Raw genomic sequence first — 18,742 nt, forward strand, 5'->3', positions numbered from 1 at the left:
CCTCCTCGCCCAGCTCGACTCGTGCAAAGCGCCGCATCGACTCGCTGTCGTAGATCGCGTCTTCGGCCTGCGGGTCCGACAGGTTGAACCACTGCTGCAGGAAGTAGATCCGCAGCATCTTCTCCAATCCCAGCGGCTGGCGACCTTGTCCGGCTTTGGGGTAGTGCGGCTCGATCAGCCGGACCAGCCGCGGCCACGGAATCACTGCGTCCATCTCGGCCAGGAACCGCTCGCGCCGGGTGACTTTGCCCTTCCCATGCCACGCCAGCGATGCGAACGTCCGCTGATTACCCATCCCCACACCTCCACACCCGCCGATCCAATTAACTGTTTATACCTGAACCGAAACACTTGTGCAGAGGTTCCCTAGGGGTGACCTCGCGGGCGCTTACCGAAAACAGATCCGCTGTGGAAACCTCCCCTTCGAGGCTGCGTTGAGCCCCATAGCGGGCGACTGCTTTTACGCCAGCGGACCGCCGTCGCCGATGTCTTGTCAATGAGGATCTAACAACCGGCTATGAACTCAGCGACGAGTGCGATAGCCGCGCGGAGGTTGTCGGCCTCGGTGCGGCCGCTGCGTGCGCGCGGCTTGAAGGAGTGATCGCCATCTTCGAGCCACTCGATCCGAATTACCGGCGATAGCTTGTAGCCGGTGACTTCTTCCGGTCGTCCGAAGCTGTCTCGCGTTCCCTGGAGAATCAACGCCGGTGTCTGCAGAGTTTCGAGATGCTTGGTCCGGGTCTTCTCAGGCTTGCCCGGCGGATGAAACGGATATCCGAGGCATACAACGCCGCGTACCCCCGCGTCGTCCGCGACCATGCTCGCAATTCTGCCGCCCATCGACTTGCCGCCGATCACAAGCCCACCGCTGCCGCCAGCCTCCTCGATCGCATCGCGGAACGACTGCATCAGGATGCGCGGCGGGTCCGGCGCTCCTCCCTTGCCACTTTCCCGCCGCCGCTGCATGTACGGGAACTCAAACCGGATCACCCGAACGCCCGATGCTGCAACTCCTTCAGCGACGCGCTGCATGAAGGGAGAATCCATCGGCGCCCCGGCGCCGTGCGCGAATAAAAATGATTTCGCCGCCGCCTTCGGGCCATCGACCATCAGAGCCGCCATGACATCGGATCGTCGGACGGTCGCGGCGACCGCGCAAACCGAATCCGGCTCTTGTTTTGGAGTATGGTGCGAGAGCGGAGTGAGCGAAGCCCCATTTGGGGTTCGCTCACTCCGCCTTTCATTCTAGGCGGCGGCCCGCCGAATCATCATCCGCGTGCCGATTCCGCCTGGGCCGGTGCCCTCAGCGTTGCGGTCGCTTCGGCGAACTCCGCCAGGTAGCGCGCAACGCTCGGCCGGTTGCTCATTCGCGACAGCCACTTTGCCAGGTTGCCGTACTCAGCCGACGGCGCGCCCTCCATCAAGGAAGCGATGTTGATCGGGGAGAAGCAGGAGATATCCGCGACGCTGAATTCGCCGCACAGGTACTCGCGCTTGCCCAGCTCGCGCTCGAGTCGCTGATACTGTCGCGCTAGCTCGCCTTGGTCTGCGCCACCGCGGCTGCATCTCGCGTCGACGCGTCCGGCTTCAACAGCACCTCGCGCACCAGCACTCCGAGGTTGGGCGCGAGCAGTTTGTCGCCGAGATCCTCGAGCATCCTGCATCGCGCGCGCTCTGCCACGCCAGTCGGAAACAGCGCTGGCTTTGGCACGCGCTCGTCGAGATATTCGAAGATGATCGTCGAGTCGTAGACCGCCGCCTCACCATCGACGAGCACCGGAATCTGTGCCTTGGGATTCAGCCGCGCCAGTTCCTCGGGCTTGATCCAGCCGGTGGCCGGCGTCCAGTTCACCAGCCGGGTTTCGTGCGCGATCGCCTTCTCGAACATCGCGATTCACGGCTTCGCGCTATACACGCTGAGCGGTGAGTAATATAGCTTCATCCTACTCCTCCATCCCATCCGAAATGTTTGCGATCAATTTTTTGGCTCGCTCGCCAGCACCATTTGAGTTTGCGTGACGGTTGCGAGCAGCTTGCCGTTCTCCGACGTCACCCGCGTCTGCCAGACCATCGTGCGCCGTCCCCGATGTATCGCGACGCACTCCGCCCGCACCGTGGTGCCAACCATCGCGGGACCAAGGAAGTTCGTCTTCGACTCGATCGTGGTGGTCGTCGCGCCGTCGCGCAGATTCAATGACGTCGCGCAGCCGCCCAGCGTGTCGGCCAGCGCCATCATCGCTCCGCCGTGCAGAATCGCGGGCCGCGTGCACATGTCTTCGCGAACCTTCATCTCCGCCGTCACGCATTCGGGTGTCGCGCTGACGAACCTGATTCCGAGCAGCTTTGCGAAGGGCAGAATGTCGCGGTTGAGTTGTTCGAGTGCGTCCATGAGGTTCATCATGTACTCGCGGGCCGACGCGAATGGACCATTAGTAGTTCCACTTTAAGAAATAATTAAGGATCCACTTTCGCCACCGTTGCGCGCGTAGTACGGTCGCCTTCAAGAGGTGCTCGGATGTTTCTGAAACTCGACGCGGACGGCCCCCTGTACGATCAGATTTACCGCGCGCTCAGAGGCCAGATTCTCGGCGGGCGCATGGCTGCCGCAAAACGCGTTCCAGCCACGCGCGATCTCGCGCTCGAACTCGGCGTCTCGCGCAACGTCGCGATAATGGCGTACCGGCAACTGCTCGACGAGGGTTACCTGACTGCGCGGATGGGCGCGGGCACCTTCGTCGCGCGCGAGCTGCCGCGGCATCTCACGACCGTCGCCGCGCGCCGGCATCCTACGCCCGCGCGGACTCCGGCGCCCGTCCATCTGTCGGCGTATGCACGTCGCGTGCGCGAGGCTTCGCACGGCGTGCAGTTCACTTGGGCGCCGCGGCGCGACGTGCTGCCGTATGATTTCCGCGACGGTCCGCCCTCGTTCACCGATTTTCCGCACGAAACATGGTGCCGCGTGATGGCCCGGCGCGCGCGCCGCGTCACGATCCGCGATCTCGACTACGGTTCGCCCGAAGGACTGCCCGCGTTGCGCGAGGCGATCGCCGGCTACGCGGGCCGTGCGCGCGCGATCTCATGCACTGCCGACAGGTACTCGTCGTCAACGGCTCGCAGCAGGGCCTCGATCTCGCCGCGCGCGTGCTCGTCGATCCCGGCGACGTCGTGCTGATGGAGGAGCCGCACTATCGCGCCGCGCGAACTGTGATGAGAGCGGCCGGCGCGAGGATCGAAACGATCGCGGTCGACGAGCATGGCCTCCCCACCGACGAACTCGCGCAGCGCCGCACGCTCAGCCGGCTCGCCATCGTGACTCCCTCGCATCAGTTTCCCACCGGCGCGGTGATGCCGCTGGGGCGTCGGCTCGAGCTGCTCGCATGGGCCCGGCGTTCCGGCGCCAGCATCTTCGAGGACGACTATGACAGCGAGTATCGCTACGCCGGCCGTCCTATCGAAGCTCTCGCCGCGCTCGACGACAGCGGCTGCGTGCTCTACGCGGCGACCTTCTCGAAAGTGATGTTTCCTTCGCTGCGGCTGCGATACATGATTCTTCCAGAGCGGCTGGTCGGACCTCTACGCTCGGTCAAGGCGTTGATGGACACGGGAGGACCAAGCCTCGCGCAGGCCGCGCTAGTCGATTTCATCAGCGAGGGCCACTTCGAACGTCATCTGCACCGCACCCGAACGCGCAACGCCAGTCGCCGCGCCGCTATGCTGGATGCGATCGAGCGCCACCTCGGCGCCCGCGCGCAAGCGTCGGGCATCAATGCCGGCCTTCATCTGATGCTGTGGCTGCGCGACTTGCCCGCGTCGAGGTCGCGCGAGTTGCGGATCCGTGCTGCGCGAGCAGGTGTTGGCGTGTACTCAGTCGAGCCGTTCTATCTGAACGCGCCCAAGCACCTCGGGCTGCTGCTCGGTTACGCGTCGATGCCTGAAAAGCAAATCGCCGAGGGCATCCGCCGCTTCGCCTCCGTCGTCAACTCCCTCTGAAAACGCGGAGTCCTATCGATCGTCTCTGGACGACGACCGGTAGGACTCCTTCGAATGTCACTCAGGCCGCTCGTTAGGACGACCATCCTTGTCTGTTGTAGTAGTTCACCATCTGCTGAACGATCTGGTCGGTCGTCTTATCCACCAGGTAGCCCGTTGACGACGTAACGTTCTTCACGCCTCCTGCCGCGATGTTCACGCCCAGCGATGCGGCCGCTGCCGCTCCGCCCGCCGCTGCGCCTGCCGGTCCTGTTATTCCCGCTCCCGGCATGTACCCGCTGTCCGCGCTTGTGGCGAAGTCCAGCAGCTCGCTCGAACCCTGGGGGGTCTTCTGAATAACCTGGACCACCGTGTCCACTTTGGAAGCTCCCGCGCCCAGCCCGATGACCATCCGCCGCAGCCGGTTTCCTTCGCTTATATCCGTGAACTGGCCATCCAGGACCAGGACGTTGTCGCCCGTAGGAGGCACTCCACGCTGCAGGCACGTAGTAGTGATTCCCTTTTGCGTCAGGTTTGCCGCGACCTGGACGCAGATATTTTGTGCCGTCTGGTGGGCTAGCTGGAGTTGTTCGGCACTTTGGTTTTCGCCGGACATGTTTCTGTAGGCCACCTGAAAGATGCTGGAGTTAAGCGAAACATCGGACGCATCGACCGCAAACGGATACACGACGACCGCAGTTGGCGGCGTCGCAGTGATCGGCGCCGCTGAACTTTGCTGCGTCACTTGAGCCCCCGCGCATCCAAACGCCGCGATAGCCAATAGCACATACATTCGATTGAGAATTTGAGACCTCATAATATCCCTCTTCCTGTTTGGCGTTGATTCTTTGTAACGCTCTTCCAACTCAATTCCAATCACGCTTCGAGATCAGTCCGCTTACTTGGTCTATTGCGCGGGCGACGGCTCCCACGATCCTTTCAGCGCGGATCTTGTGTTTACGTTCCCGATATCGATCGGGGCATGAGCCATCCCCGGCACCTTTGCCAGCACCGCGAAGGTGAAGGTCATCACCACCAGTCTCAGCGTCTTCTGCAACCGTCTTTCTCCTTCAGATCGCGCTCTCATAGTTCTACTTTCGGTAACAGCACGTTTATTTGAAATCTCAACGCGAATTGCTCAGTCTGAGCGTCAAACTGTCGATAGGCCATCCATTCACCGGAGAACGACGTGTCGATTGCGTAGCCCTCACCGAATTTCCAGACTTTCCCCAAGCCGGCACTAAGCGGCATATCGGTCGAAGTTTTGTGACGCCAGTTGATTGTCCAGGTCGAGTCGCTCGATTTCAGATACCATCCGCGACCTAGCTGATAGGAGAGGATCGGTTGGATCTGGAGCGAGCTGACAGGAACCGAATGCGACGATGTGTACGCGAACGACGTCCCCTGCTGAAAAAGACCGGCAATTTGCAGCCTTGGAATTCCCCGGTAGCCGAAGGCCGCGGCCGGCCCCATCTGCCACGCACCTTTGCCCGTGAACTGACTCGTGGACGTTGGAAACACGAAATACGGTCCGATGCCCCACCGGAAGCGAGTCTCCTTTTCGTTCGGCCACGGTATGACAAACAGGTCCAGGAGTTGGAAGTCGTCGAGCGCGGTGGTCGTGGTCGCGCCCTTGTTGCGAGGAACTGTAACAACTTGAATCGACGGCCGGATAAGCTGCTCCAGCGGCGTGAACAGTTGTGGCCGAACCGCCAGCAGTGGCCGGATTTGCAGCGTGTTCGGCTGTGCATTGGTGCCGTACTCGGCGGGAGTGTAGATGTCTTGGATCTTGAACTGGGTCAGGCTCGCGGTCGGATCATTTTCCCGCTCGGCCAGCGATTCCTCTTCGTCGCTGGCCGACGCGGTCTGCTGGGCGAGACTGAGGGAGCAGCCCGCCAACAGGATGAAAATCGCTGCAGCGCAAGAAACGATGATGCGGGCTAGATAGCGCACAGACCTATCGCCCAGCCGGTGCTCGACCCTGTAGCTCCAGCAGGCGAGTCGTAATCTTATGCACCCAGTAGTCCATCGCCGCCTTCGCGTCGCCCCACTGCCACTGCGCCGCCTGGCTGATCGCCATCCCTCCGGCGCGCTTGTCGATCGCGCCGGCGAGAAACTGGCCGGTTACGGCGTCGGTCGCTTTCATCTCGGCTTCGGCCGAGCCCGCAAACGCGTAACTGCCCGTCGCCAGCGACTGGATTCCATTGAGGACCCGCGCCTGCGGAACTATCACCGATACAGTACGCAAGCCCGGGGTCGCAGTGGTCGCATTGACTATCGCGATTCGCAACACGAGCACGCCCGGTCCGGGCTGGTCAACCATGGTAAAATTCTTCGACAGCGCCTCCTTGAGTTGATTGTAGAAGTAGTCCCCCAACATCTGCTGATCGGACGCCGACACCGTCGTGCTCGGGTCGTCCCAAAATTCGACCGGCTGCAGCAGAATCTTGTTGTACTGGCTCCACTGCGCGTTCGAATTGACGTACAGCATCGCGGCCTGGTTGCCGGTGCCCGGCTGCAGCAAGGAGGCATCCTGCCCGAAGAATCCGATCACCGCCGGAGCGGGCTGTGCACCCTGAGCCTGCTGCAAGACGGCAGGCTGGCTCTCCACCGTTTGTGCGCATCCGGACATGATCGAGCCGCCGAACAGGGCGGCGACTATGGGCGCCACAGTTGTGATTTTCATTGAAACAGACCTCCTCCGTGCGAGTGTTTCGTTCCGCGACGCCCACCTGGCTTACCATGATGGGACCGGAATCAGTCTGCTCGAATGCTACATGAAGGTAAATTGGCCTTTGGTACACATATCCCTACCGCCGCCCCGGCTCCGACCCAGGCATTCGCGGTCGTGTGCGCTTTGACTCTTCCAGATAGATCGATCCGACGTACCCTCGGATTTGCGTTGCATTCCGCATCGAGCGCGGCTGGATGGAAGCCGCATCGCTCGCCGACTTGGTGCGGATGGCAGATCGGTTGAATATTCGGCCCGCGAGAAAGGCGGGCGCAGCGTCGCGCTCCAGTTGATCGATAAACCGGGCGAGCTTCGAATCGGGTATGGCTAGTGAACGGGCGACCGGCGTGTCTGTTGTTCGTCGGCGATTCGTTGATACAGCGTGGCAGCGCCGCCGTAAATCGTCGCGCCGTCTTCGGGAGCGCCGACGAACTCAGCGATCTGTTGCATCTCAGCGACCCAGCGGTACGCCTTCGGGCGCATCGCGGGAACAGCGCGCTCCATTCGTGCGAGGAAGCTGGGCTGACTCCGCGCGAGTTCAGCGCGCAACGCATCCGCCAGGCCTTCGCGTTCCGCCGCGCCCAGCATCGTCGCGCACAGCGCGGTGAATCCTTTCGTCAGCCCCGCGTAAGACAGCTTCAAGCCGGAGGCGGCGCCGACGGGACCGTCGAGAATCGCAATCTCGAGTCCGAAGTCGGCGAGTCGCATCAGCAGGCGAGCGTCAGCACCCGACGCGTAAAAGCGCGGACCCTTCGTGGGATCCTGGGTGCCGGCGACCGGCGGACCTCCGACGATGCCGGCGTCGATGAAGGTCGTGGCGTCGAGCACGCCGCGGATGCGCCGACACGTCGCGGGAGAGATCGCGTTGCATTCGACAAAGACCGGCTTTCCTTGCGCGCGAGCGAGCGGACCGCAAAGGCGCTCGGCGACTTCGACCGCCACGCCCGGAGGAACGATCGAAAGAACGAAGCTCGCGTCGCGCACGAGCGAATCGTAGTCGTTGACTACCTCAAGCCCGGCATCGCGAACACGCGCGACGCTCTCCCCACTACGTCCGGCGAGCGACGTCAGCACCCGCGCACCGGCTTCGCGCAGACGGTGGCCCACCGCGGCGCCCATCTCGCCCGCGCCGACGATCGCAACCGTCACGGAGTCTCGATCGCTCATAGGAGCACCCCTTGCAAAATTGTGTGCGGAATTTCAGTAGCGGTTAAGTCGCGCCAACCGATCGGCGTGAAAGTTCGAGTCGCCAAAAAGTTCCTGGCATACGCGGACTCGCTTCATGAACAAGCCGATATCGAACTCGTCGGTCATCCCGATACCGCCGTGCATCTGCACGGCTTCCTGCACCGCGAGCGTGGCGCTAAGGCCGGCGCGCGCTTTTGCCACCGACACGATCGCACCGGCCCGGTCGTAGGAGTCGTCGAGCGTCTGCAAGGCCTTGAGCACGGCCGCCCGCGTGACCTCCAGTTCGCAGTAGAGATGAGCCGCGCGATGCTGCAGCGCCTGGAATTCGCCGATCGCCTTGCCGAATTGTTTCCGTTCTTTCAGATAGGCGACCGTCCGGCCGAACGCTTCCTCGCTGGCGCCCACCATCTCGGCCGCCACGGCGGCGCGGCCAACATTCAGAACTCCTTCGAGAACATCCCAACCCGCGTCGACTTTGCCGAGCACATTTTCGGCGCTGATGTTCACGTCCTGAAACGTGATCCGCGCAGCATTGTGCGCATCCACCGTAGGGGTGCGCTCGGCGCGAACCCCCGGCGCGCTCGCGTCAACGATGAACAGCGTGAGTCCGCTGGTATCGCCCGCCTTACCTGCTGTGCGAGCGGCCACGATCAGGAGATTCGCGACGTGGCCGTCGATCACGAAAGTCTTGGCGCCGTTCAACTTGAAGTCTTTGCCGGCGCGCGCCGCGGTCATCGCGCTATGATCCGGATGATGCTTTGCGAATTCGTCAACGGCCAACGTCGCGATCAAATCACCAGCCACAAGTTTTGGCAGGTAATGCTGTTTCTGCTTGTCGGTGCCGGCCCGAGCGATCGCGGTCGCAGCCAGGACCGCAGTCGCAAGAAAAGGGGAGGGCGTCAGCGTGCGCCCCAGTTCCTCCATCACGACGCCCGCCTCGACATGTCCAAGTCCGAGGCCGCCGTAGTCTTGCGGAACGAGAATTCCCGCCCAGCCCATCTCGACGAATTCTTTCCACAGCGCGCGCGAGAATCCCTCCGCGTCGCGCTTGTCACGCAGCGCGCGCAGATGAGCGATTGGCGCATTCTTGGCCAGGAAGCCGCGCGCATTGTCGCGCAGCATCGTCTGTTCGTCGTTGAGAACTAGCGCCATTTGATCGGATCCAGACTTCGCGAAGGGTTACGCACCTGGCAGGCCCAGTATGCGCTTGGCGATGATGTTGAGCTGAACCTCGCTGGTCCCGCCCTCGATTGAGTTGGCCTTGGAACGCAGCCACGCACGGGCCGTGCGGCCTTCACGCGAGCGCTCGCCTTCACATTCCAGCGCGTCCGTGCCGCCAGCCGACATCACCAGTTCCATCCGGCGCTTGTTGAGTTCGGTGCCGTAGTATTTCAGCAGTGACGATACCGCGTGATGAGCCTGCCCGGCCTTGGCCATGTCGCCAGCGCGATCCATCGTGAGCCGAAACGCGAGCGCGTCGATCTCGAATGCCGCGATCTGTCCGCGCAGCACAGTGTCCGCAAGCATCCCGTTGTCGGTCCCGACGGTGTCGGTAGCAATCTGGCCGAGCGAGCGGTTTTCCGACGTGCTGCCCATACCGCCGATCATGTCGCGTTCGTGGGTCAGCAGGTACTTCGCGATATCCCATCCCTTGTTGAGCTTGCCGACGAGGTTCGCCTTCGGCACGAGCACGTCGTCGAAAAATGTCTGGCAGAACGGCGACGCGCCCGAGATCAACGTGATCGGCTTGGTCGAGACGCCCGGGCTCTCCATGTCAAAGAGCAAAAAGCTGATGCCGTCGTGCTTGGGCGCGTTAGGGTCGGTGCGCACCAGGCAGAAAATCCAGTCGGCCCTGTCCGCGTATGAGGTCCAAATCTTCGAGCCGTTGACGAGGAACTGATCGCCCTTGTCCTCGGCGCGGGTTTGCAGCGATGCCAGGTCGGAGCCCGAGCCGGGTTCGGAGTAACCCTGGCACCATCGAATCTCGCCGCAGGCAATTTTCGGCAGATGCTCGCGCTTCTGTTCTTCGGACCCATACTTAAGCAGCGCCGGACCGAGCATCCAGATGCCGAAACTGTCGAGCGGCGAGCGGCAGTTGAGCGCGCGCATTTCCTGGCGCAGGATTTTCGCCTCGTCGCGGGACAGTCCGCCGCCAGCATACTCGCGCGACCACTCCGGCACCGTCCAGCCCTTCTTGGCCATGCGCTCGAGCCACAGGCGCTGCGCCTCAGATTGGAATTTCCAATGCCGGCCGCCCCAGCAAGTGTCTTCCTCGGTCTGCGCCGGACGGCGCATCTCGGGAGGACAATTGGCCTCCAGCCACGCGCGAGTTTCCTTTCGAAAATTCTCAGGATTTTCCATAGCTATGTCAGGTGTTAATCGGTATGCCCCGACGATTCAAGGTTCGATAAAGGCGGCTCATTTCTTGTCCGGGGGCGGGCCGAAGCCGCCCGCTTCGAATTGATGTCCGTAAACGTCACCCTCGAAATATTCAGACTGGTAGGTCGCCGCTCGTGCGCCCCATCCGTACTCGAACGCCCAACCCGAAGGATTGCGGAAGTAGAATGAATACATGTGATCGTTTGAATGCTTGCCGGGCGTGATAGTCACCGGGACTTTGTTCTTGCGAACCAGGTCGTAGGTCATACCTACGTCGTCAAGGTTGTCCACTTCGATCATCAGGTGGTTGATGCGGCGGTCGTTCGGGATTCCAAAGGCCACTGTGTGGTCACGATCGTTGCAATGCATGAATACGATCCCTGCTGCCCCCTTGCCGCGGCCGAACTTGTACTCGACGCCGCCGCGCATCCCGAGGTGCGCATAGAATCGCTGCGCAGCGTTCACGTCGCGCTCGCGGATGATGCAATGTCCCATTCCGCCGGTGCCGGTCTTGAAACGTCCATGCATCGGGCGACCGGGATGGAACGGCTTGCTGAACTGAGTGAGCGGGCCGTGAAAAATCTCGACCGGATTGCCGTCTGGGTCGTCCAGCTTCAGCACTTCGAGCACTCGACGTTCTTCAGCCTCCTCCGCAGTTCCGATGCGGAACTTGATTCCCGCCTCGGATAGCTGCCGCTGCATCTGCGCGAATTCGTCGGCCCCCGCAACCCGGAATCCCAGGTAGGCGAGATCGTCGCTACCGTTGGCGTGCATAACTATCCGATGATGCAAGTAGTCCATCCGCAGGTAGCATCGATCGGACTCGCCTTCGTCGGCCAGCTCGAACCCGACAATACCGGTCGCGAAATTTTTCCATTCCGCGAGATCTTTCACCCCGATTCCCATGTAGCCTAACTCTGTTACCTGGATCATTGTGTTCTCTCCTATTGTTCATCGAGCGTCGGTGCGGACCCAATCGGAACCGAGAGCGACGCGCCGCACTGAATCAGTATCCGTCGGCTGATGGCCAACTCTATGCACGGGGGCGGGGGCTTCGACAACCTTATTCGACAACCGCCCGAGTCCGCTGACTTCGACTTCGACGAGGTCACCGATGTTCATCGGGCGCGAATTCTTCGGCGTGCCTGATAGTATGATGTCGCCCGGCAGCAGAGTGATGAACCTCGACAGGTCGGCCAGTATGTAGTCAATCGGAAATAGCATCTCCGAGATTGCTCCCTCTTGTACTACTTTGCCGTTGATATATGTCCGCAAAATCGATTTGCGAATATCCACGCCACTGACTATTCCGGGACCGATCGGACAAAAGCCGTCTTGACCTTTCACGCGCAGCATCGAGCCGGCATCGGTGTCGCGATAGTCCTGGCATCCAACATCGTTGGCGGGCGCGAAACCGGCGATATAGTCCCAAGTATCTTCGCGGCTGATATTGCGCATCGGCTTGCCGATGATAACTCCGACTTCGCCCTCGTAGTTGAGATACTTGTGCTCGGCCGGGCGGCATAGCACGCCGCCATGGGAATTCAACGCAGTGACAGGCTTTTGGAAGTAAGTCGGAGTCTCGAGCATCGGCGCTTTGAACTCGACGCGCCGCGAATCATAGTTCAAATGGATGCATAGAATCTTGGTCGGGTCGCACGGCGGCAAATAGGTCGCATCCGCATCGGCGAGATGTCTGCCGTCGCCGATCAGAAGACGATCACCGTCGGGACGTACCCACTTCGGCTGTCCCTCATGAAGGATCCGCCGCCATTCTTGTCTCGGCCCGTCAAGTACACTCATTGGCTATTCTCCGATTGCTCAGTTGTTAGCGCCGCGTCTAGGCAAACGATCCTTTCAGCACGGCGATGTTCTTGACGTCGCAGTAGAAGTCGAAGCTCCAGTTGCCGCCTTCGCGTCCGATGCCGGAATCGCGGCTGCCTCCGAATGGGGCGGCTAGTTCGCGCACGAAGAAGCAGTTCACCCACACCGTGCCGGCCGTCACGCGACTGGCTATGCGCATCGCGCGTTCTTGGTTCTTGCTGAAAACCATCGCGGCGAGACCGTAGCAAGTTCCGTTCGCGAGCTTGACCAGCTCGTCCTCATCGCGAAACGTCTGCCACGTCAGCACCGGGCCGAATACTTCGCGCTGCACGATCTCCATGTCCTGTCGCGCGCCCTCGAGCAGGGTGGGTTCGAAGTACAGCTCGCCGACGCTCGAACGCTTGCCTCCCCAAAGCGGCTTGACCCCTGATTTGAGGGCGCGATCGACGAATCCCTCGACGCGTTTGAAATGTTCCGGGGTGATCAGGGGACCGACGCGCGTGCTCTTCTCGCGAGGATCACCGACTGTCATGTGTCCAACCGCCGCGCGAAACTTGCTGTGAAATTCATCGGCAACCGACGCGTCAACGAGCAGTCGCGTGCCTGCCAGGCAAACTTGCCCCGCGTTCAGGTACTGCCCGGCGGCGGTCTGCGCGGCCGCGTCGAAGTCGGCGTCGGCACAGACTATATAAGGAGACTTGCCACCGAGCTCAAAGCTGACGGGAGTGAGCGAGCGCGCGGTGGACTGGCCGATCAGCTTCGCCGTGTCGGTCGAGCCGGTGAAGCTCAGCCGGTCTATGTCGGGATGGGCAGCGAGGGCGGCGCCCGCTTCTTCGCCGATACCCTGTACGACGTTGAGGACGCCCGCGGGGATACCGGCCTCGTTGGCGAGATCAGCCATCATCGAGCAGGTGAGCGGCGCCCATTCCGGCGGTTTGACAACGACGGTGTCGCCCGCTGCCAGAGCGGGCCCGACCTTCCATGTCGTCAACATGAACGGCCCGTTCCACGGCGTGATGAGCGCCGCGACGCCGGCCGGATCGTAACGCACGTGATTGACCACCTCGGGCGAATCGATTTGGTCGTGACCCAGTTTCAGCGCGCGGTCCGCGAAGAACTCGATGTTGAGGGCAGCGCGCGGAATCACGCGCGCGAGATTGCCCATCAGCAACGATCCGTTGTCGGCAGTCTCGACGGCCGCGAGTTCCTTGCCGTGATCGAGGATCGCCTGCGCGAACTTTTTCAGGACGCGATGACGTCCGTCGGGTCCGAGGCCTGCCCATTTCGGAAATGCGCGACGCGCGGCCGCCACGGCCGCATCAACTTCGGCCGCACCGCCGGCACTCACGTCGGCAAGATGTTTTCCATCGATCGGCGAGCAATTCGCGAACGTCTGCTTCGACGCGACACGCTTGCCGTCGATAAAGTGCTCGGTCGATACATCCACTCCCGCTATTTTCGAGGTGCTCATCTGCGAATCTCTCCGGGTAGATTAATTTTCCGCCTTTCCAGAATAGCTTGTTCGTCCTCGTCTTTGGGCTGCTCTCCCAGGATTGCGTCCACCAGTCGCCGCGCCCGTTCCTTGGGTGCGAGCGCTTGCGCCAGCTGATAGTTCCGCGCGCCCGAGGCCAGGTAGAAGCGCTCGTACAACTCGTTGCGGCTGGCGAGCGCGCTGCCGACGAAGTCCCACGCCAGCCGGAAGATTCGCGCGCGCTCCTCTGCCTTCATCTCGCCCGCGCCGCGCAGGTACCGCTCGACTAACGGCCGGAGCTTGGGATCATCGAGCTGGGCCTTGGTGGGGGCGGCCAGCAGATTGTGCGAGCCCAGCAGTGTGATGATTTCGCCGACGCGCGGAAACCACGTAGGGAGCGCGGCACGCAACGCCGCCAGTGGACCGCCGTTGGGGAACCACACGCCGTTGCCGTACTCGAACCCCTCGACTTCCGCGCTGTGGATCGCGGCGCGTGCGAACTCTGCGTACGTCCACATTTCGCCGAGCATCTGCCGGGTCGCCGGCGAGACATCGTTGATCGCTTCCGCCATCCGGTTCGCGAGCCCGTACGCGAACTCGAGCTTGGTCTGCGCCCGAATCATCGTCTGCTGCATGATGTTCGGATACCAGCCGGTAGCCATCACGGTGTTGTAGGCGGCCAGGTTGGCGTTGATAAACACGCGATCGCGCGGGACCTCGACGTCGTCGAAAATCACGAACGCATCCTGCTCGTCGAAACGGCTCGACAGCGGATGGTCGAACTTGTTTGGCGTTGTCGCGCAACTGTCGCGGCAGATGAACTTCAGCCCCGGCGTGTTCATCGGCACGCAAAACGACAGCGCATATTCGTCGGTGCCGGGCAGCAGCGGGACGGCGGGGTACACCGCGATTTCGTCGGCGAACGGCGCCAGCGTCGCCAGGATTCTCGCGCCGCGCACGACTATCCCGTGCGCTGTGTCCGCGACCTTGTGCAGCGCCACGTCGTTGCCCGGCTCGGGCACGTCGCCTTTGGCCTTGTCGATAGTCGGATGAATGATGGTATGGGTCAGCGAGATGTCGTTGCGCGCGAGGAACTTCTGATACGCAACCAGGTTCGCCGCACCGCGCTCGTTGCCGTTGACCGCCCATTCGTCGGCGCGCCCCGCGAAGCCCGCGAACGTGACGTTCATATAGTCGGGCGTGCGTCCCATCAGGCCGACGGTGAACTCTGCGACCTTCCGCAGGCACGCGTGACGTTTCTCGAGGTCTGCGAGCGAGCGTGGAATCATGTGGCTGACGCTGATCGGCTCTCCGGTCTCAGGATCCGGCATCAGGCAGACGTCGCGCGCTTGATGCTGTAGATCGAAAATCTGCGCCAACGTATTCGCCGCGCCCGCAAAGGACGGGTGCGATACGATGTCGCTCACCTTGTCGTCGCCGACCCAGATCTCGCGCGGCTTCGACAAGCCTTTCAGAAATTCGCGACCAGTGCGTGCTGGCATGAGACCTCCTGCAGGACCGGAACAGTGACCGATCTCCTCGCGAGAGATCAGCACTGGCGCATTCGCTCGTCAAACCCATCGCACGACTTTCGGACCCGCACATTTGCGCAGCCGAACCGTGATGGCTACTCTGCGGTATTAATCGGAGGACATCATGGCTGGATTAGTACTTCGTGAAGACCGCGACGGTCTCGCCACTCTCACACTCAATCGCCCCGAGAAACTCAACTCGCTCAACCTCGAGATGTTCGTCGAATTGCGCGCGCACGTCGACCAGATTGCGGACGAGACCGATCGTATCGGCCTCGTCGTCGTGCGCGGCGCCGGCAAATGCTTCTCAGCCGGGCACGATCTCGCCGACATCGCCAGGGGAGAGCGCCCGCCTAAGCCGCACTTTCAGTCCGAGACGATCGAGCGGCTTGCCGACCTGCCGCAGCCGGTGATTTCAGCAGTACACGGACATTGCTACACTGGCGCGCTCGAGTTGGCGCTCGCGGGTGATCTGATCGTCGCGGCGCACTCCGCAAAATTCGCCGACACTCATGCGCGTTTCGCGCTGACTCCCATTTGGGGGATGAGCCAGCGCTTGCCGCGGCGCGTTGGTCCCTCCAGGGCGCGCGAGATGATGCTGACCTGCCGCACCTACTCCGGCGTCGAAGCGGCCGCGATGGGCCTCGCAAATATTTGCGTGCCCGACGATTCGTTCGACAAGGAACTTCGCGCGCTGGCAGATACCATCCTCGCCAATTCGTGGTTTAGCCATCGCGCGAACAAGCGCCTGCTGATCGAGACCGACGGCTTTCCGCTGCGCGTCGGTCTGGCGCACGAAGTGTACAGACACTACGGCGTCGGCCCCGACATGCGCGAGCGAATCACGGCGTTCAACAACAAGTCGGCGCGCCGTGCCTGAGATTGATTCCGCCTCCGCGGAGGAGACCGGCCAACCCGACCAGCTCCAACCGCCGATTGAAGATTCGAGCGAGCGCCGCGGAGCGTTTCGCGCGCTGCGGCATCGCAACTACCGCCTCTACTTCTTCGGCCAGCTCACCTCGCTCGCCGGCACCTGGATGCAGAGCGCCGCGCAGGCGTGGCTGGTGCTGAAGCTGACGAACTCGGCGACGATGCTCGGGGTAGTGTCGTTCGCGCAGTTCACTCCAATCCTGCTGGTGGGCCTGTTCGCCGGCGTAGTAGTTGATCGCCTCGATCGCCGCCGCCTGATTATCATCACCCAAATCCTGCTGATGCTGAGCGCCTTCACCCTCGCGGCGCTGACATGGACCGGCGTCGTCCGCGTCGAATACGTGATCCTTCTCGCCGCGTTCAACGGCACTGTGGGCTCGTTCGACATGCCCGGCCGCCAGTCGTTCGTGGTCGAGATGGTGGGTTACGAAGATCTCGCCAACGCGATCGCGCTCAACTCGATGATGTTCAACAGCGCTCGCATGCTCGGTCCGGCGGCCGCCGGATTGCTGATCGCGTGGCTCGGCATCGGCACCTGTTTTTTCCTGAATGGCGTGAGCTTCCTCGCCGTAATCTGGAGCCTGACGCAGATGGAGATTCCCGCGCGCGTGATCGCCGGCGCCGGCGCGCGCATGATTCATCAACTGCGCGAGGGCCTTGCGTACGTATGGAGCAATCGTCCGATCTTCTACCAGATGGTGCTGGCCGCGGTAACCAACGGCTTCGGTTATCAGTACCTGGTGCTGGTTCCATTGTTCGCGAAAAACGTGCTGCACGGTGACGCGCGCACCTACGGATTCCTTGTCGCGATACAGGGACTCGGCTCGGTCGTTGGTGCGGCGACGCTGGCCTCGCGCGTGTCGACGCGGGGGATGAGGAACAATCTCCTGGTCGGACTTTTTCTCTCCGCGGTTGGAATCGTGATCTTCGGAATGTCACGCTCGTTCGCACTCTCACTGGCCGCTCAATTCGTAATCGGCGCGGGGCTGACCAACTTCAGAGCGAGCAACAACACTCTCGTGCAGATGTTCGTCACCGACGACCTGCGCGGCCGCGTGATGAGCACCTATCAACTCGCCGCCGTCGGGATGACGCCGCTCGGCGCGCTCGAGGTCGGCTACATGGGCACGCACCTGGGCCCGATGCAAACAGTCGTAATCTGCGGCGCGGTCATCATGCTGAGCGGAATAGTACTGCTGACGAGCCTCAAGTCGGTCGGCATGGACGCGGCGCCCGCCTAATTTCCTCCTTGCCAGATATCCACTTCGCGTGTTCAATACGCTAACCGCGCACCTTAAGGAGCCTGCCTATGAAGTCCTGGATCTCGAAAACTGCAATCGCGATTGCGATGCTCGTCGCGCTTCCCGTCCTCGCTCACGCCGATGTCTGGCAAATCGATCCCGCGCACACCAACGTCGAGTTCACCGTGCGCCACATGATGATCTCGAACGTGAAAGGGCAGTTCCAAAAGACTTCGGGCACGATCACGACAAACGGCAATGATCCGGCTTCGGCAAAAATCGACGTAACTATTGACTCGTCTTCGGTCGACACGCGTGTCGAGAAGCGCGATGCACATCTGAAAAGTCCCGCGTTTCTCGACGTCGACAAGTTCCCGACCATCACGTTTAAATCGACCAAGGTCGAGGCCGCCGGCCCGGGCAAGTGGAAAGTGACGGGCGATCTCACGCTGCACGGCGTCACCAAGCCGGTCGTGCTCGACGTTGAAGGCACTGGGACGCCGATTACCGATCCGATGGGCAACACCCGCGCGGGGGTCTCGGCGACGACGAAAATCAACCGCAGTGATTTCGGCCTCACTTGGAACCAGCCACTGGAAGCGGGCGGCGTGCTGGTCGGTGACGAAGTCGCGATTTCAATCGACGTCGAGGCGATCAAGAAGTAGCGATTTGTAGCGAAAGCTCTGACTGGTTTGCATTTAGCTCTGCGCCGCGATACCGCTGAACCGATCTAACGTCTCAACTTCAGGGAGGTCGGCCATGAGCATGTCGCGGCGTTTCGCAGCGGAGTTGATCGGCACCTTCTGGCTCGTTTTCGGCGGATGCGGTACCGCCGTAATCTCCGCCGGCTTTCCCAAGGTGGGAGTCGGCCTGCTCGGCGTCGCGCTGGCGTTCGGTCTGACTCTGCTTACGATGGCGTTCACGATCGGATCGATCTCCGGATGCCACATTAATCCCGCCGTCACGATCGGACTGTGGGCCGGCAAGCGATTCCCCGCCAACGAGGTCCTGCCATATATCATCGCGCAGGTGATCGGTGGGATCCTCGCATCGACCGTGCTCTACGTAATCGCGAGCGGCGCCGCCGGATTCGACGTGAGCGCCGGATTCGCCGCCAACGGCTACGGCGATCATTCGCCGGGGGGATACAGCCTTGGCGCCGCGTTCGTCGCCGAAGTGGTGCTGACCTTCATGTTCCTGATCGTGATCCTCGGCTCGACCGACAAGCGCGTCCCCGCCGGCTTCGCGCCAATCCCGATCGGCCTCGTGCTGACGCTGATTCATCTGATCAGCATCCCGATAACCAACACCTCGGTGAATCCCGCGCGCAGCACCGGCCCCGCACTATTCGTCGGCGGATGGGCGCTCTCGCAACTATGGCTGTTTTGGGTCGCGCCAATCGCCGGCGCGGCAATCGGCGGCTTCTTCTACAACTGGCTCGGCGTCGAGGAAGTCACCGCGAGCAAGTAGCTCGCGA

22 protein-coding genes are annotated in these 18,742 nt (G+C 62.0%); 6 read left to right on the top strand and 16 right to left on the bottom strand.

Annotation, left to right across the window (positions count from 1 at the left end; translation table 11 throughout):
- From VJX68_RS10340 to VJX68_RS10360, 5 genes are all read right to left on the bottom strand, one after another.
- Window positions 1–295 (bottom strand): transposase (locus tag VJX68_RS10340; protein ID WP_324095606.1); only part of this gene is annotated, 295 nt, incomplete at its 3' end.
- Window positions 296–504: 209 nt separating this feature from the next.
- The gene (locus tag VJX68_RS10345; protein WP_324095607.1) at window positions 505–1,122 is read right to left on the bottom strand and encodes an alpha/beta family hydrolase; all 618 of its coding nucleotides are present in this window, start codon (window positions 1,120–1,122) and stop codon (window positions 505–507) included.
- A 146-nt stretch (window positions 1,123–1,268) separates the two neighbouring features.
- Window positions 1,269–1,502: a glutathione S-transferase family protein gene (locus VJX68_RS10350; protein ID WP_324095681.1), complete on the bottom strand. Its 234-nt coding sequence runs from the start codon at window positions 1,500–1,502 to the stop codon at window positions 1,269–1,271.
- Window positions 1,503–1,531: 29 nt separating this feature from the next.
- Entirely contained in the window at window positions 1,532–1,888 is a 357-nt protein-coding gene (locus VJX68_RS10355) for a glutathione S-transferase family protein (RefSeq protein WP_324095608.1), read from the bottom strand.
- Window positions 1,889–1,975: 87 nt separating this feature from the next.
- Entirely contained in the window at window positions 1,976–2,389 is a 414-nt protein-coding gene (locus tag VJX68_RS10360; protein ID WP_324095609.1) for a PaaI family thioesterase, read from the bottom strand.
- 126 nt (window positions 2,390–2,515) lie between these two features.
- Between VJX68_RS10360 and VJX68_RS10365 the strand changes: the two genes are divergently transcribed.
- Both VJX68_RS10365 and VJX68_RS10370 read left to right on the top strand, forming a co-directional pair.
- The gene (locus VJX68_RS10365) at window positions 2,516–3,172 is read left to right on the top strand and encodes a GntR family transcriptional regulator (protein ID WP_324095610.1); all 657 of its coding nucleotides are present in this window, start codon (window positions 2,516–2,518) and stop codon (window positions 3,170–3,172) included.
- On the top strand, window positions 3,079–3,990 hold the full coding sequence (locus tag VJX68_RS10370; protein WP_324095611.1) for an aminotransferase-like domain-containing protein: 912 nt from the start codon (window positions 3,079–3,081) through the stop codon (window positions 3,988–3,990). Before VJX68_RS10365 ends, VJX68_RS10370 begins: the two co-directional genes overlap by 94 nt.
- A 73-nt stretch (window positions 3,991–4,063) precedes the next feature.
- On the opposite strand, the gene VJX68_RS10375 is transcribed toward VJX68_RS10370, so the two are convergent.
- From VJX68_RS10375 to VJX68_RS10425, 11 genes are all read right to left on the bottom strand, one after another.
- On the bottom strand, window positions 4,064–4,786 hold the full coding sequence (locus tag VJX68_RS10375) for a DUF4410 domain-containing protein (protein ID WP_324095612.1): 723 nt from the start codon (window positions 4,784–4,786) through the stop codon (window positions 4,064–4,066).
- Window positions 4,787–4,876: 90 nt separating this feature from the next.
- Window positions 4,877–5,026, bottom strand: coding sequence for a hypothetical protein (locus VJX68_RS10380; protein ID WP_324095613.1), 150 nt, complete (start codon window positions 5,024–5,026; stop codon window positions 4,877–4,879).
- Between the two features lie 26 nt (window positions 5,027–5,052).
- Complete coding sequence (locus VJX68_RS10385; RefSeq protein WP_324095614.1) at window positions 5,053–5,868, bottom strand: hypothetical protein; 816 nt, start codon at window positions 5,866–5,868, stop codon at window positions 5,053–5,055.
- Between the two features lie 58 nt (window positions 5,869–5,926).
- Window positions 5,927–6,655 (bottom strand): DUF3313 domain-containing protein, encoded by a 729-nt coding sequence (locus VJX68_RS10390; RefSeq protein ID WP_324095615.1) that lies wholly within the window; start codon window positions 6,653–6,655, stop codon window positions 5,927–5,929.
- A gap of 372 nt (window positions 6,656–7,027) precedes the next feature.
- Window positions 7,028–7,867 carry an NAD(P)-dependent oxidoreductase gene (locus VJX68_RS10395; RefSeq protein WP_324095616.1) on the bottom strand — a complete coding sequence of 280 codons (840 nt, stop codon included), beginning with the start codon at window positions 7,865–7,867 and terminating at the stop codon, window positions 7,028–7,030.
- Window positions 7,868–7,900: 33 nt separating this feature from the next.
- Window positions 7,901–9,040 carry an acyl-CoA dehydrogenase family protein gene (locus VJX68_RS10400; protein WP_324095617.1) on the bottom strand — a complete coding sequence of 380 codons (1,140 nt, stop codon included), beginning with the start codon at window positions 9,038–9,040 and terminating at the stop codon, window positions 7,901–7,903.
- A 27-nt stretch (window positions 9,041–9,067) separates the two neighbouring features.
- Entirely contained in the window at window positions 9,068–10,249 is a 1,182-nt protein-coding gene (locus VJX68_RS10405) for an acyl-CoA dehydrogenase family protein (protein ID WP_324095618.1), read from the bottom strand.
- Between the two features lie 57 nt (window positions 10,250–10,306).
- Window positions 10,307–11,200, bottom strand: coding sequence for a VOC family protein (locus tag VJX68_RS10410; RefSeq protein ID WP_324095619.1), 894 nt, complete (start codon window positions 11,198–11,200; stop codon window positions 10,307–10,309).
- Between the two features lie 18 nt (window positions 11,201–11,218).
- Complete coding sequence (locus VJX68_RS10415) at window positions 11,219–12,070, bottom strand: fumarylacetoacetate hydrolase family protein (protein ID WP_324095620.1); 852 nt, start codon at window positions 12,068–12,070, stop codon at window positions 11,219–11,221.
- A 37-nt stretch (window positions 12,071–12,107) separates the two neighbouring features.
- Window positions 12,108–13,562: an aldehyde dehydrogenase family protein gene (locus tag VJX68_RS10420; protein ID WP_324095621.1), complete on the bottom strand. Its 1,455-nt coding sequence runs from the start codon at window positions 13,560–13,562 to the stop codon at window positions 12,108–12,110.
- Window positions 13,559–15,064, bottom strand: a complete 1,506-nt coding sequence (locus tag VJX68_RS10425; RefSeq protein WP_324095622.1) for a 4-hydroxyphenylacetate 3-hydroxylase family protein — start codon at window positions 15,062–15,064, stop codon at window positions 13,559–13,561. Before VJX68_RS10425 ends, VJX68_RS10420 begins: the two co-directional genes overlap by 4 nt.
- 154 nt (window positions 15,065–15,218) lie before the next feature.
- Here VJX68_RS10425 and VJX68_RS10430 point away from each other — a divergent pair, with 154 nt between their 5' ends.
- The 4 genes from VJX68_RS10430 (at window position 15,219) to aqpZ (ending at window position 18,735) form a co-directional block, all read left to right on the top strand.
- On the top strand, window positions 15,219–15,974 hold the full coding sequence (locus VJX68_RS10430; RefSeq protein WP_324095623.1) for an enoyl-CoA hydratase/isomerase family protein: 756 nt from the start codon (window positions 15,219–15,221) through the stop codon (window positions 15,972–15,974).
- Window positions 15,967–17,265 (top strand): MFS transporter, encoded by a 1,299-nt coding sequence (locus tag VJX68_RS10435; RefSeq protein WP_324095624.1) that lies wholly within the window; start codon window positions 15,967–15,969, stop codon window positions 17,263–17,265. Before VJX68_RS10430 ends, VJX68_RS10435 begins: the two co-directional genes overlap by 8 nt.
- 68 nt (window positions 17,266–17,333) lie before the next feature.
- A complete protein-coding gene (locus VJX68_RS10440; protein WP_324095625.1) occupies window positions 17,334–17,930 on the top strand; it encodes a YceI family protein in 597 nt (198 codons plus the stop codon).
- Window positions 17,931–18,030: 100 nt separating this feature from the next.
- Window positions 18,031–18,735 carry an aquaporin Z gene (aqpZ, locus tag VJX68_RS10445; RefSeq protein WP_324095626.1) on the top strand — a complete coding sequence of 235 codons (705 nt, stop codon included), beginning with the start codon at window positions 18,031–18,033 and terminating at the stop codon, window positions 18,733–18,735.
- Window positions 18,736–18,742 lie beyond the last annotated feature (7 nt).

Origin of the sequence: Binatus sp. (SeqCode), assembly GCF_035272065.1 — a bacterium.
GTDB lineage: Bacteria > Desulfobacterota > Binatia > Binatales > Binataceae > Binatus.